Source organism: Stenotrophomonas sp. CC22-02 (assembly GCF_004365115.1).
GTDB lineage: Bacteria > Pseudomonadota > Gammaproteobacteria > Xanthomonadales > Xanthomonadaceae > Stenotrophomonas > Stenotrophomonas forensis.
The window spans coordinates 3574816-3589261 of record NZ_SOCO01000001.1; the positions used below are offsets into that span (position 1 = coordinate 3574816).

A 14446-nucleotide genomic window follows, 5' to 3' on the forward strand; every position below is an offset into this window, starting at 1 on the left:
TCAGTCCGTGGGCTTTTCGACGATCTTCATCCGCCGCCCCATCGCCACCTCGCTGTTGATGGCGGGGCTGTTGCTGCTGGGCATCCTCGGTTACCGCAAGCTGCCGGTGTCGGCGCTGCCGGAAATCGATGCACCCAGCCTGGTGGTCACCACCCAGTACCCCGGCGCCAACGCCACCACCATGGCCTCGCTGGTCACCACGCCCCTGGAGCGCCAGTTCGGGCAGATCTCCGGGCTGGAGCTGATGACCTCCGACTCCTCGGCCGGGTTGTCGACGATCATCCTGCAGTTCTCGATGGACCGCGACATCGACATCGCCGCGCAGGACGTGCAGGCGGCGATCCGCCAGGCCACCCTGCCCTCGTCGCTGCCCTACCAGCCGGTCTACAACCGGGTGAACCCGGCCGACGCGGCCATCGTCACCCTGAAGCTGACGTCTGACACGCGCCCGCTGCGCGACGTCAACAACTACGCCGACTCGATCCTGGCCCAGCGCCTGTCGCAGGTGCAGGGCGTGGGCCTGGTTTCGATCGCCGGCAACGTGCGCCCGGCGGTACGCATCCAGGTCAACCCGGCGCAGCTGTCGAACATGGGCCTGACCCTGGAACAGCTGCGCAGCGCGCTGACCCAGGCCAATGTCAACGCGCCCAAGGGTTCGTTGAACGGCAAGACCCAGTCCTACAGCATCGGCACCAACGACCAGCTGGCCAGTGCCGCCGAGTACCGCGACACCATCATCAGCTACAAGAACGGCCGCCCGGTGCGGTTGTCCGACGTGGCCGACGTGGTCGATGGCGTGGAGAACGACCAGCTGGCCGCCTGGGCCGATGGCAAGCCCGCGGTACTGCTGGAAGTGCGCCGCCAGCCCGGCGCCAACATCGTGCAGACCGTCGAACGCATCCGCGCGATCCTGCCGCAGCTGCAGGGCGTGCTGCCGGCCGACGTGCACCTGGAGATCTTCAACGACCGCACCGAGACCATCCGCGCGTCGGTGCATGAAGTGCAGTTCACCCTGATCCTCACCATCGGCCTGGTGGTGGCGGTGATCTTTGTGTTCCTGCGCCGGTTGTGGGCCACGATCATCCCGTCGGTGGCAGTGCCGCTGTCGCTGGCCGGCACCTTCGCGGTGATGGCCTTTGCCGGCATGTCGCTGGACAACCTGTCGCTGATGGCGCTGGTGGTGGCCACCGGCTTCGTGGTCGACGATGCGATCGTGATGATCGAGAACATCGTGCGCTACATCGAGCAAGGCAAGAGTGGCAAGGAGGCGGCCGAGATCGGTGCGCGCCAGATCGGCTTCACCGTGCTGTCGCTGACCGTCTCGCTGGTGGCGGTGTTCCTGCCGCTGCTGCTGATGCCCGGCGTCACCGGCCGCCTGTTCCATGAGTTCGCGTGGGTGCTGAGCATCGCCGTGGTGCTGTCGATGCTGATCTCGCTGACGCTCACCCCGATGATGTGCGCCTACCTGCTCAAGCCTGATGCCCTGCCCGAGGGCGAGGACGCGCATGAGCGTGCAGCGGCGGCCGGCAAGCAGAATCTGTGGACGCGCACCGTCGGCCTGTACGAGCACAGCCTGGACTGGGTGCTGGGCCACCAGCGCCTGACCCTGGCCGTGGCCGGCGGCGCGCTGGTGCTGACCGTGCTGCTGTACGTGCTGATTCCCAAGGGCCTGCTGCCCGAACAGGACACCGGCCTGATCACCGGCGTGGTCCAGGCCGACCAGAACATCGCCTTCCCGCAGATGGAGCAGCGCACCAAGCAGGTGGCCGAGGCACTGCGCCACGATCCGGACGTGACCGGCGTGTCGGCCTTCATCGGTGCCGGCAGCATGAACCCCACGCTCAACCAGGGCCAGCTGTCGATCGTGCTGAAGGAACGCAGCCAGCGCGATGGCCTGGACGAGATCCTGCCGCGCCTGCAGAAGGCGGTGGCCGGTATTCCGGGCGTGGCGCTGTACCTGAAGCCGGTGCAGGACGTGACCCTGGATACCCGCGTGGCCGCCACCGAGTACCAGTACTCGCTGTCGGACGTGGATTCGGCGACGGTGGCCACCCAGGCCACGCGCCTGACCGAAGCGCTGCGCCAGCGCCCGGAACTGGCCGACGTCGACAACAACCTGTCCAACCAGGGCCGCGCGCTTGAGCTGAACATCGATCGTGACAAGGCCAGTGTGCTGGGCGTGCCGATGCAGACCATCGATGACACGCTCTACGATGCGTTCGGCCAGCGCCAGATCTCGACCATCTTCACCGAGCTCAACCAGTACCGCGTGGTACTGGAAGTGGCACCGGAGTTCCGCACCAGCACCGCGCTGATGGAACAGCTGGCCGTGGCCTCCAACGGTGCCGGCGCGCTGACCGGCACCAACGCCACCAGCTTCGGCCAGGTCACCTCGTCCAACTCATCCACCGCCACCGGCATCGGCGCGCAGAACACCGGCATCACCGTCGGCGCCGGCAACATCATCCCGCTGTCGGCGTTGGCCGAAGGCAAGGTGAGCAGCGCGCCGCTGGTGGTCAGCCACCAGCAGCAGCTGCCGGCAGTGACCGTCTCGTTCAACGTGGCACCGGGCTATTCGCTGTCCGAGGCCGTGCGTGCAATCCAGGAGACCAAGGACAGCCTGGACATGCCCACCCACCTGCATGCCGAGTTCATCGGCAAGGCCGCCGAGTTCACCGGCAGCCAGACCGATGTGGTGTGGCTGCTGCTGGCCTCGCTGGTGGTGATCTACATCGTGCTGGGCGTGCTCTACGAGAGCTACATCCACCCGATCACGATCATCTCCACGCTGCCGCCGGCCGGTGTCGGTGCGCTGCTGGCGCTGATGCTGTGCGGCCTGAGCCTGTCGGTGGACGGCATCGTCGGCATCGTGCTGCTGATCGGCATCGTCAAGAAGAACGGCATCATGATGGTCGACTTCGCGATCGAGGCACGTCGTGCCGGTGCCAACGCGCATGAAGCGATCCGTCGCGCCTGCCTGCTGCGTTTCCGCCCGATCATGATGACCACCGCCGCCGCCATGCTGGGCGCGCTGCCACTGGCATTGGGCACCGGCATCGGCTCGGAGCTGCGCCGCCCGCTGGGCATCGCCATCGTCGGCGGCCTGCTGCTGTCGCAGCTGGTGACCCTGTACACCACGCCGGTGATCTACCTGTACATGGAGCGCTTCTCCGAGTGGCTGGCCCGCCGCCGCGAACAGCGTGCGCTGCGCAACGGTTCGCTGCAGGAGCCGCAGGCATGATCCACGCCCCGCTGCTGCGGGGGGCCGCACGATGAACCTGTCCGGCCCCTTCATCCGCCGCCCGATCGGCACCGCGCTGCTGGCCATCGGTCTGTTCATGGTCGGCCTGATCTGCTACCTGCGCCTGGGTGTGTCGGCACTGCCGAACATCGAGATCCCGGTGATCTTCGTGCACGCCAGCCAGTCCGGCGCCGACGCGGCCACCATGGCGACCACGGTCACCGCACCGCTGGAGCGCCACCTGGGCCAGCTGCCAGGCATCGACCGCATGCGCTCGTCGAGCTCGGAAGGCAGCTCGCTGGTGTTCATGATCTTCCAGAGCGGTCACAACATCGATTCGGCGGCGCTGGACGTACAGACCGCGATCAACTCGGCGCAGGCCGACCTGCCTTCGGGCATGGGTTCGCCGATGTACCAGAAGGCGAATCCGAACGATGACCCGGTGATCGCCATCGCGCTGACCTCGCAGACGCAGTCGGCCGACGAGCTTTACAACGTCGCCGACTCGCTGCTTGCGCAGCGCATCCGCCAGATCAGCGGCGTCGCCTCGGTCGACATCGCCGGTGCCTCTACGCCCGCCGTGCGCGTGGACGTCAACCTGCGCCTGATGAACGCCCTCGGCCTGACCGCCGACGACCTGCGCAACGCCGTGCGCGCGGCCAACGTGACCTCGCCCACCGGCTTCCTCAGCGATGGCAACACCACCACCGCGATCATCGCCAACGATTCGGTGGCGCGTGCCGCCGACTTCGCCGACCTGGTGGTCAAGACCCAGGGCGATGGCCGGGTGATCCGACTGAAGGACATCGCCAACGTCTACGACGGCCAGCAGGACGCCTACCAGGCGGCCTGGTTCGACCACAAGCCGGCGGTGGTGATGTACGTGTTCACCCGTGCCGGCGCCAACATCGTGGAGACCGTGGACCGGGTCAAGGCACAGATCCCGACCCTGCGCGACTACCTGCAGCCAGGCACCACGATGACGCCGTACTTCGACCGTACGCCGACCATCCGCTCGTCGCTGCATGAAGTGCAGATCACCCTGCTGATCAGCCTGGCGATGGTGGTGCTGACCATGGCGCTGTTCCTGCGCCGGCTGGCACCGACGCTGATCGCCGCGGTGACCGTGCCGCTGTCGCTGGCCGGTGCCGCGCTGGTGATGTACGTGATGGGCTTCACCCTGAACAACCTGAGCCTGCTGGCGCTGGTGATCGCGATCGGCTTCGTGGTCGACGATGCGATCGTGGTGATCGAGAACATCATGCGCCACCTCGACGAGGGCATGCCGCGCATGCAGGCGGCGCTGACCGGTGCACGCGAGATCGGCTTCACCATCGTCTCGATCACCGCCTCGCTGGTGGCGGTGTTCATCCCGCTGCTGTTCGCCAGCGGCATGATGGGCGCGTTCTTCCGCGAGTTCACCGTCACCCTGGTGGCGGCCATCGTGGTCTCGATGATCGTCTCGCTGACATTGACTCCGGCGCTGTGCAGCCGCTTCCTCAGCGCGCACGACCACGCGGCGCCACCATCGCGCTTCGGCCGCTGGCTGGATGCAGGCCACGAGCGCATGCTGCGTGTCTACACCGTGTTCCTCGACTTCTCGCTGCGCCACGCGCTGTTGATGTCGCTGACCCCGTTGATCCTGATCGGCGTCACCGTGTTCCTGTTCGGTGCAGTGAAGAAGGGGGCGTTCCCGCCGCAGGACACCGGCCTGATCTGGGGCCGCGCCAACTCCAGCGCCACTGTCTCCTTCGAGGACATGGTCGCCCGCCAGCGTCGCATCACCGACATGCTGATGGCCGACCCGGCGGTGAAGACCGTGGGCGTACGCCTGGGCAGCGGCCGCCAGGGCTCCAGCGCGCAGTTCAACATCGAGCTGAAATCGCGCAGCGACGGCCGCCGCGAAACCACCGCGCATGCGCTGGCGCGGTTGAGCGCCAAGGCCGACCGCTACCCGGACCTGCAGTTGCGCCTGCGCGCGATCCAGGACCTGCCCAGCAACGATGGCGGTGGCTCCAGCCAGGGCGCGCAGTACCGCATTTCGCTGCAGGGCAACGACCTGGCCGCGCTGCAGGAATGGCTGCCCAAGCTGCAGGCGGAACTGAAGAAGAACCCGAAACTGCGCGACGTCGGCACCGATGTCGACAACGCCGGCCTGCGCCAGAACATCCAGATCGACCGCGCCAAGGCCGCGCGCCTGGGCATCACCGTCGGCGCCATCGACGGCGCGCTGTACGGAGCCTTCGGCCAGCGCCAGATCTCGACCATCTACTCGGACATCAACCAGTACAGCGTGGTGGTCAACGCCCTGCCCTCGCAGACCGCCACGCCGGCGGCGCTGGATGAGGTGTACGTGCGGGCACGCAACGGCGACATGGTGCCGATCACCGCGGTGGCCACCCAGATTCCGGGGCTGGCACCGTCGCAGATCACCCATGAAAACCAGTACACGACGATGGACCTCAGCTACAACCTGGCTCCGGACGTGAGCATGGGCGAGGCCAAGGCGATCATCGACGCGACCGTGGCCGGCATGCGCATGCCGGGCGACATCCGCCTGGCCGATGATGCAGGCTTCGGCTTCAACTCCGATCCCAGCGACATGCTGATCCTGGTGCTGGCGGCGATCCTGACCGTGTACCTGGTGCTGGGCATGCTCTACGAGAGCCTGATCCACCCGGTCACCATCCTGTCCACGCTGCCGGCGGCGGGCGTGGGTGCGCTGCTGGCCTTGTTCGGCACCAACACCGAGCTGTCGGTGATCTCGATGATCGCGCTGGTGCTGCTGATCGGCATCGTCAAGAAGAACGCGATCATGATGATCGACTTCGCGCTGGTAGCACAGCGCGAGCACGGGCTGGCGCCCCGCGACGCCGCCCGCGAGGCCAGCATCGTGCGCTTCCGCCCGATCATGATGACCACCATGGTGGCGATCCTGGCGGCCGTGCCGCTGGCGATCGGCCTCGGCGAAGGCTCCGAACTGCGGCGCCCGCTGGGCATCGCGATGATCGGCGGCCTGCTGTTCTCGCAGAGCCTGACCCTGCTCAGCACGCCGGCGCTGTACGTGATCTTCTCCTGCCTGGCCGAACGCTGGCGGGCACGGCGCGCACGCAAGCGCGAAGCGAAGCTGCTCAAGCGCGCGCAACGGGCCTAGGAAAGCGCATCCACGCATGGCGTGGATCTACTGGATCGGTCGTGCCGGAGCACGGAGGGTGGGTGCGGACCGTTGGTCCGCACTGCATATTTCACGCGCAGCCCGCAATAATGGTGGCAGATCCTTCCACCGAGCCTGCATGTCCGCCCGACAATCCCGTCTCAGCCGCCTGTGGGCCCACGAGAAGGCCAGTTACGGCCTGCGGGTGTTCATCGCCCTCACGGCAGCGGTGGCCGCATGCTGGCAGCTGGATGCACTGACCGCCCTGCCCGGCGTGTTCCTGGGCATCATCGCCAGCGCCATCGCCGAGACCGATGACAACTGGTGGGGCCGGACCAAGGCCGTGCTGCTGTCGCTGCTGTGCTTCTGCATCGCCGCGGCGTCGGTGATCTGGCTGTTCCCGTGGCCGTGGGTCTTCATCGGCGCGCTGGCGCTGTCCACCTTCGGCCTGACCCTGCTCGGTGCGCTCGGCGAGCGCTATGCATCCATTGCCCAGGCCACGGTGACGCTGGCCATCTACACCATGATCGGCCTGGAGCAGCATGGTGCCAGCGACCTGCACAGCGCACTGGACGCCGTCAGCCACCTGCTGGCCGGTGCGGTCTGGTACGGCCTGCTGTCGATCCTGTGGACCGCGCTGTTCGCCAACCGGCCGGTGCGCGAGCGCGTGGCACGGCTGTACCAGGAACTGGGCCGCTACCTGCAGTTGAAAGCCGCCCTGTTCGAACCGGTGCGCGAGGCCGACCTGCAACGCCGCCAGCTCGACCTGGCCGAGCAGAACCGGCGCGTAGTCGGCGCGCTGAACGAGGCGAAGACGGCGATCCTGGCGCGCTTCGGCCGTTCCGGCCGGCCCGGCGTCAACTCTGGCCTGTACCTGCGCCTGTACTACATGGCGCAGGATTTCCACGAACGCGCCAGTTCGTCGCATTACCCGTATGGCGCGCTGGTCGATGCCTTCTTCCACAGCGACGTGCTGTACCGCTGCCAGCGCCTGCTCGATCTGCAGGGCCAGGCCTGCGCGCGGCTGGGCGAAGCGATCCGCCTGCGCCGCCCGTTCGTGTATGGCGAGAACAACCAACAGGCCGGGCGCGACCTGGCCGATGCGCTGGCCTACCTGCGTGACCAGCAACGGCCACAGTGGCAGCGCCTGCTCGGTTCGCTGGACCTGCTGGTGCACAACCTGCGCAGCATCGAGCGCCGCCTGCTGGATGCCGAGCGCTCCGAAGCCAGCCTGGACAACGTCGATACCCGCCTGCGCGACAGCAACCCCCACACCCTGCGCGAGATGGGCGTGCGCATCCGCCAGCAGCTCACGCCCGGCTCGGTGCTGTTCCGCCACGGCCTGCGCATGGCGCTGGCACTGATCGCCGGCTTTGCAGCGATCCGCCTGTTCAATGCGCAGAACGGTTCATGGGTGCTGCTGACCATCGTGTTCGTGTGCCGGCCCAACTTCGGCGCCACCCGCCAACGCCTGGCCCAGCGCATCGTCGGCACGCTCGCCGGCCTGGTGCTGACCTGGGCACTGCTGCAGCTGTTCCCGCAGCTGCACGTGCAGCTTCTGATCGCCCTGCTTTCGGCGCTGCTGTTCTTCTTCACCCGCACCGACCGCTACCTGGTGGCGTCGGCGGCGATCACGGTGATGGCACTGACCTGCTTCAACCTGATCGGCGATGGCTTCGTGCTGATCGTGCCGCGCATGGTCGACACCGTGCTGGGCTGCGCGATCGCAGCGGCAGCGGCGTTCCTGATCCTGCCCGACTGGCAGGGCCGCCAGCTGCACCTTGTTCTGGCGCGCGTGCTGGACACCGCCGCACGTTACCTGGACTCGGTGCTGGGCCAGTACCGCAGCGGCATGCGCGACGACCTGGCCTACCGCATCGCCCGCCGTGACATGCACAACGCCGACGCGGCGCTGTCCACCGCGCTGTCGAACATGCTGCGCGAGCCCGGCCACGTGCGCCGCAACCTCGATGCCGGCTTCCACTTCCTGGCCCTGTCCAACACCCTGCTCGGCCACCTGTCGGCCCTGGGCGCACATCGCGACCAGGTGGACAGCTATGCCGGCGATCCGCTGGCATTGGCCGCCGGTGATCGTGTGCGCAAGGCACTGCAGCAGCTGGCGACGGCGCTGACCGCACGGCAGCCGGTCGCAGAGGACGACAACGATGCGGATCGCGCGGTCGCCGCCGAGCTGGAGCAGATCGACGAGGCGATGCCACCGAAGCTGCAGCTGATCCGCACGCAGATGGCGCTGGTGCTGCGCCTGCTGCCGAAGGTACGCGCGGCGGCCAATGAAGCGGTGACCAGCCTGACCTGATCCCTCACCGCTGAATCGGGCATGCCCTCCACGCATGGCGTGGATCCACCGCGCCGCGTGCAACAACGCGTTGCGCCCTGCGCTGCATCCCGATCACGCCGCCGGATCGATACTGGGGCATCTCCCCTGCCCTGGATGTCCCCATGAAGATCGAACTCGGCGGCCACACCGCACTGGTCACCGCCTCCACCGCCGGCATCGGCCTGGCGATCGCACAGGGCCTGGCCGCGGCCGGTGCAACGGTGGTCCTCAACGGCCGCAGCACCGACAGTATCGAACGCGCACGCCAGCGGCTGATCAGCGCCGTGCCGGGCGCCGACCTGCACGGTGTCGCCGCCGATCTGTCCGATGCCAGCGGCGTCGAAACGCTGCTCGCCGGCCTGCCCCAGGTCGACATCCTGGTCAACAACGCCGGCATCTTCGGCCCCGAGGACTTCTTCGAGACCGACGACGCCACCTGGGAGCGCTACTGGCAGACCAACGTGATGTCCGGCATGCGCCTGTCGCGTGCGCTGCTGCCGGCGATGGTCGATGCCGGCTGGGGCCGCGTGCTGTTCATTTCCTCCGAATCGGCGCGCAACATCCCCGCCGACATGATCCATTACGGGGTCAGCAAGACCGCGCAGCTGTCGTTGTCGCGCGGCCTGGCCAAGCGCGTGGCCGGCAGTGGCGTCACCGTCAATGCCGTACTGCCCGGTCCGACGCTCTCTGACGGTTTCGCCGCGATGTTTGAAGATGAACGCCAGCGCAGCGGCAAGCCGCTGGAACAGATCGGCCGCGAGTTCGTGATGGAGCATCGCCCGTCCTCGGTGATCCAGCGTGCCGCCACGGTCGAGGAAGTGGCCAACATGGTGGTGTACCTGGCCTCGCCGCAGGCCTCGGCCACCTCCGGCGCGGCGCTGCGCGTGGATGGCGGCGTGGTCGACGATATCGTCTGAGACCGCTGGAGGTGTGCGGACCACAGGTCCGCACCCACAGTCATGGGGTTTCAGTAGATCCACGCCATGCGTGGATGCATCCCGCCATGGTCCCGGCGGATAGGCAGGAATGCTAGGCTGCGCCGGTCAAGGAGGCTCCATGTCCGGTCACAACCAGTTCGCCCTGCTGCGCCAGCGCCGTTTCCTGCCGTTCTTCGTGGTCCAGGCGCTCGGTGCGTTCAACGACAACGTCTACCGGCAGGCGATCATCAGCATGCTGCTGTTCATGGCCGTGCCGGAAGAAGAACTGGGGCTGTACGCCACGCTGGCACCGGCCATCTTCATCCTGCCGTACTTCCTGTTCTCGGCACTGGCCGGGCAGATTGCCGACAAGCTGGAAAAATCGCGGCTGATCGTGATCACCACCACCATGGAGATCGTGATCATGTCGCTGGCCGCCACCGGCTTCCTCACCCAGAGCCTGCCGGTGCTGCTGATCGCGCTGTTCTGCACCGGCATGCAGTCGACCCTGTTCGGCCCGGTGAAATACTCGGTGCTGCCGTCGGTGCTCAAGCCCGAGGAACTGACCGGTGGCAACGGCCTGGTCGAGATGGGCACGTCGATGTCGATCCTGTCCGGCATGATCGTCGGCGGCCTGGTGTTCACCGTGGCCGGCAGTCACGGCACGGTGGTGGCGGCGTGCGCGATCATCGGCCTGGCCATCTGCGGCAACATCGCCGCGCGGCTGATTCCCAAGGTCGACGCCGGCGACCCGAACCTGAAGATCAACTGGAATCCGCTGCCGGAATCGCTGGCGGTGCTGCGCATGGCGCGCCAGCAGAAAGCGGTGCGCAACGCGATCCTGGGCGTGTCCTGGTTCTGGTTCGTCGGTACCGTGCTGACCTCGCAGCTGCCGGCCTACGCGGTGGCCAACCTCGGCGGCGAGCCGACCCTGTACATCTTCGCGCTCGCGCTGTTCTCGGTCGGCACCGGCGTCGGCTCACTGCTGTGCGAAAAGCTGTCGGCACGCACGGTCGAAATCGGCCTGGTGCCGCTGGGTGCGTTCGGCATGACCGCGTTCCTGCTCGATCTGTACTTCGCCCGCAGCGGCGAGGCCACCGTGCACGGGCTGACCGTCGGCACCTTCCTGCAGCAGCCCGGCAGCCTCCGCATCGTCATCGACCTGGTCGGTATCGGCCTGTTCACCGGCATCTTCGTGGTGCCGCTGTTCGCGCTGATCCAGAGCCGCACGCCCAAGGCACAGATGTCACGCGTGTTCGCCGCGCTGAACATCCAGAACTCCGGCTTCATCGTGGCCGCCGCCCTGCTGTCACTGGCCGCGCACAAGCTGCTGCACTGGACCATCCCGCAGCAGTTCCTGGCGCTGGCCATCGCCAATGCGCTGGTGGCGATCTACATCTTCACCATCGTCCCCGAATTCCTGATGCGCTTCCTCAGCTGGGTGATGGTGCGCACCCTGTACCGGCTGCGCCCGCACGGCATCGAGGCCAATGTGCCCGACGAGGGTGCTGCGCTGCTGGTCTGCAACCATGTCAGCTACATGGACGCGCTGATCCTGTCGGCGACGATCCCGCGCCCGGTGCGCTTCGTCATGTACTACAGGATCTTCAACATCCCGGTGATGCGCTGGATCTTCCGGACCGCCAAGGCCATCCCGATCGCCGGTGCGCGCGAAGATCCGGCATTGATGCAGCGCGCGTTCGACGAGATCGATGCCGCGCTGGCCGAGGGCGAGCTGGTCTGCATCTTCCCGGAAGGCGCACTGACCAGGGACGGAACCATGGCGCCGTTCAAGTCCGGCGTCGAGAAGATCCTCGAACGGCGGCCGGTGCCGGTGGTGCCGATGGCGCTGCGTGGCATGTGGTCGAGCATGTGGAGCCGCCGCGACAGCCGCCTCGGGCGCATGCGCGTGCCGCGCCGCTTCCGCGCCACCATCGAGGTGGTGGCGGCACCGGCCGTGGACGGCCGCAGCACCGACGCCCCTGCGCTGGAAGCCCAGGTGCGCGCCCTGCGCGGGGATCACGCCTGACGTAGCCGGCCCGCCAGGCCGGCCCGGCGACCTCCCCGCATACGCCACCGTCCAGTGGAGAACACGTCATGGCGTGCATGTAAACGCATACATGCAACGCCGGTTGCGGTAGATTACGCACCCACAGGGGGGAGGCCCGGCCGATGCATCATGGCCGGCCACCAAGGAATGGAGTCTCGCTTTGAATCAACCACCACCGCTTAGCCGTCCGGTCTACATCCCCAACCATCTGGTCTGGGCGATCCTGACGACGCTGTTCTGCTGCCTGCCGTTGGGCGTGGTGTCGATCGTCTACGCTTCCCAGGTCGATGGCCGCCGCGCGGCCGGCGACCTTCCGGGGGCTTACAGCGCGTCGCGCAAGGCGGGCTGGTGGGCGGTGGCTTCGGCCGTGACCCTGCCGGTCCTGTTGCTGTTGTGGTTCGGGCTGTTCGGCGGCTTGGCCGTACTGGGCGCTCTTTCCGACCAATGATTCACAACCACCACCCATCAAGGAGCTTGAACCCATGAACACTGCTACTCCGCAGGTCCCGAACAACCTGGTCTGGGCCATCCTGACCACCCTGTTCTGCTGTCTGCCGGCCGGCATCGTCTCGATCGTCTACGCCGCACAGGTCAACGGCAAGCTGGCTGCGGGCGACATCGCTGGCGCCCAGGATTCGGCCGCCAAGGCCAAGAAGTGGGCCATCTGGTCGGCCATCGCCTGGGTCGTCGTGGTCGTGCTGTACGTGCTGTTCTTCGTTGTGCTCGGCGGCATGGGCGCGATGAGCAACAGCGGCTACTGATACGCCTGGACGGATCCGGCGCCTGCGCCGGATCCGTTGTTGCATGTCCGCGCTTCCCGCCCGTTCCCGACTCGCCCGCTGGGCGCCGCTGCTGGTCTCCGCCGGCCTGGCCGTGGGTGCCACGGTGGTGCTGCGCAACGTCAATCCGTATGTTGCCGGCAATCCCTTGCCGAGCTGCCCGCTGTACGCGCTGACCGGCCTGTACTGCCCGGGCTGTGGCAGCACGCGCTGCCTGTATTCGCTGGTCCATTTCGACCTTCCGGGCGCGATGGCGATGAACCCGCTGCTGGTCATCAGCCTGCCGTTCCTGCTGCTGATGCTGCTGAACATCGCCGGCATTCGCCCGCGCGTGCTCGACCCGCTGATGCGGGTGCTGGCCAATCCCGTGTTCTGGCTCTGGGTGCTGCCCGGGTATGCGCTGCTGCGCAACCTGCCGTGGGCGCCGTTCACCGCGCTGGCACCGATCTAGGTTTCCGGCCAACGGCGCAGCCCCTCGTGGTGGGCGGCGTTTCAAAGCAGAAGCCTTGGGGTTGGCCGGGTGGGTGGGCTGCGCAGGGGGCGCTGCAAGTACGTCCATGTAAGCTCGGTCGCCGCATCCATGCGGCTCACGCCCCTACGCAGCCCACCCACCCGGCCACGGACAGTTTCCGTGCGCGTCCACCACGGAAAAGAAAAAAATCAAAATCGAAAGCGGATCGCTTCGCTCTGCATCCACGCATGGCGTGGATCTACCGTGTCGACCAAGGTCGACACCTACCAACAGCCGCCGGAATCTGTCGGGGGTGGGGCGGTGTGGGGCTGCAGGACCGTTGGCGCCATGGATGGCGCCATCGAGCCCCCATGGACGGGTTTACGGCGTGTCCTGCAGGCCCACACCGCCCCGCCCAACCCTCAGCAATCCAGGGCTGCTGTTGCTGTTGCTGTTGCCGTTGCTGTTGCCTCTGCAGGTGCAGGGCTGCAAGCCCTGCAAAAGCAACTACGTCACCCAGCCTGCAATCACCAGCAGGGCGAGGATCGCCAGCCACAGCAGCAGCATCCGCCACACCAGGCTCATCGCATCACGCAGGTCCGGCAGCCGTTGCCACACCGGCAGCAGCCCTGCCTCGGTGTAGTCGTGCGCATCCTCGCGCAGCTCGGCATTGACACTGGCGCGCGCCACCGCTCCCAGGAAGCCGATGTTCCCCGCCAGGCGCTCGCCGTGGGCCTGGCGCCAGGCCTTCCACGCCGTATCGAAGTTGCCCACCAGCGCCATCGAGAACGCCATCAGCTGCGCCACCGGCCATTCGATCCAACCCAGCAGGCGCTGCGCCAGCGCCAGCGGTTCCACCGGCACGCGGGCGCGCATCGGGCTTTCGGCCATCAGCGCCAGCAGCCGGTAGCCCAGCGCACCGGCCGGGCCCAGCAGCAGGAACCAGAACAACACCGCGAACCAGCGCCGCAGCGCATTGAGCACCGTTGCTTCGACCAGCGACGGCACGTCTTCGCGCAGGCTGCCACCGGCCGCCTGCAGATTGCGCACCGCCGCCTGCCGCGTCGCGGCATCGTCAGCGTCGATGATCGCTTCGATATCGCGGTCCAGGTCGCGCGGTCCCCAGCACCATGCCAGCACCAGCACCCCCAGCAGCAGCGACGGCAGGCCGAACAACACCCCACGCAGCAGCCAGGCCAGCAGGGCCATCAGCAGCAGCGGCGGCAGCAGGGCCAGGGCCACGCCTGCGGGGCTCTGCCAGGCTTTGCCACCCCGGGCATCCAGCCAACCCAGCCAGCGCCGGAAGCCGTCGAAACGGCGCAGCGAGGCAGCAGCGGCCGGGGCGACATGGCCCAGGGCCAGCGCCACCAGCACGGCAGCCAGAGTGGTGAACATGGCGGGTCTCCCTACGAAACAGAACGCTCGCGCCGCTACCTTACCTGTCACAGCGGCGCCCTCAGCGGTGAACCGGACTCTAACCCGGGCCGTGTTCAGGTGGCGGCAATACAGCCGCCGC

The 14446-nt window shown here is 67.4% G+C and carries 9 protein-coding genes; 8 read left to right on the forward strand and 1 reads right to left on the reverse strand.

The features are described from left to right. Window positions 1–7 precede the first annotated feature (7 nt). The 8 genes from N440_RS16360 to N440_RS16395 all read left to right on the forward strand — a co-directional run bounded on the left by N440_RS16360 (window position 8) and on the right by N440_RS16395 (window position 12930). Window positions 8–3241, forward strand: a complete 3234-nt coding sequence (locus tag N440_RS16360; protein WP_006473613.1) for an efflux RND transporter permease subunit — start codon at window positions 8–10, stop codon at window positions 3239–3241. Between the two features lie 31 nt (window positions 3242–3272). Beyond that, the gene (locus N440_RS16365) at window positions 3273–6395 is read left to right on the forward strand and encodes an efflux RND transporter permease subunit (RefSeq protein ID WP_053511607.1); all 3123 of its coding nucleotides are present in this window, start codon (window positions 3273–3275) and stop codon (window positions 6393–6395) included. A gap of 139 nt (window positions 6396–6534) precedes the next feature. After that, window positions 6535–8712 carry a YccS family putative transporter gene (yccS, locus tag N440_RS16370; RefSeq protein WP_133935751.1) on the forward strand — a complete coding sequence of 726 codons (2178 nt, stop codon included), beginning with the start codon at window positions 6535–6537 and terminating at the stop codon, window positions 8710–8712. A 143-nt stretch (window positions 8713–8855) separates the two neighbouring features. After that, a complete protein-coding gene (locus N440_RS16375; protein WP_133935752.1) occupies window positions 8856–9650 on the forward strand; it encodes an SDR family oxidoreductase in 795 nt (264 codons plus the stop codon). A 139-nt stretch (window positions 9651–9789) separates the two neighbouring features. After that, window positions 9790–11679: an MFS transporter gene (locus tag N440_RS16380; protein ID WP_133935753.1), complete on the forward strand. Its 1890-nt coding sequence runs from the start codon at window positions 9790–9792 to the stop codon at window positions 11677–11679. A 181-nt stretch (window positions 11680–11860) separates the two neighbouring features. Beyond that, a complete protein-coding gene (locus tag N440_RS16385) occupies window positions 11861–12148 on the forward strand; it encodes a CD225/dispanin family protein (protein WP_008265497.1) in 288 nt (95 codons plus the stop codon). A 34-nt stretch (window positions 12149–12182) separates the two neighbouring features. Beyond that, on the forward strand, window positions 12183–12461 hold the full coding sequence (locus N440_RS16390) for a CD225/dispanin family protein (protein ID WP_006473644.1): 279 nt from the start codon (window positions 12183–12185) through the stop codon (window positions 12459–12461). Between the two features lie 43 nt (window positions 12462–12504). After that, on the forward strand, window positions 12505–12930 hold the full coding sequence (locus tag N440_RS16395; RefSeq protein WP_006473646.1) for a DUF2752 domain-containing protein: 426 nt from the start codon (window positions 12505–12507) through the stop codon (window positions 12928–12930). Between the two features lie 507 nt (window positions 12931–13437). Here N440_RS16395 and ampE read toward each other — a convergent pair. Beyond that, complete coding sequence (gene ampE, locus N440_RS16400) at window positions 13438–14325, reverse strand: regulatory signaling modulator protein AmpE (protein ID WP_133935754.1); 888 nt, start codon at window positions 14323–14325, stop codon at window positions 13438–13440. Window positions 14326–14446 lie beyond the last annotated feature (121 nt).

What these genes read in the sequence shown, in the direction of transcription:
- N440_RS16395 (WP_006473646.1), top strand. Translation starts at nt 12,505, where the DNA reads ATGTCCGCGCTTCCCGCCCGTTCCCGACTCGCCCGCTGGGCGCCGCTG.
- N440_RS16375 (WP_133935752.1), top strand. Translation starts at nt 8,856, where the DNA reads ATGAAGATCGAACTCGGCGGCCACACCGCACTGGTCACCGCCTCCACC.
- N440_RS16390 (WP_006473644.1), top strand. Translation starts at nt 12,183, where the DNA reads ATGAACACTGCTACTCCGCAGGTCCCGAACAACCTGGTCTGGGCCATC.
- N440_RS16365 (WP_053511607.1), top strand. Translation starts at nt 3,273, where the DNA reads ATGAACCTGTCCGGCCCCTTCATCCGCCGCCCGATCGGCACCGCGCTG.
- N440_RS16380 (WP_133935753.1), top strand. Translation starts at nt 9,790, where the DNA reads ATGTCCGGTCACAACCAGTTCGCCCTGCTGCGCCAGCGCCGTTTCCTG.
- ampE (WP_133935754.1), bottom strand. Translation starts at nt 14,325, where the DNA reads ATGTTCACCACTCTGGCTGCCGTGCTGGTGGCGCTGGCCCTGGGCCAT.
- yccS (WP_133935751.1), top strand. Translation starts at nt 6,535, where the DNA reads ATGTCCGCCCGACAATCCCGTCTCAGCCGCCTGTGGGCCCACGAGAAG.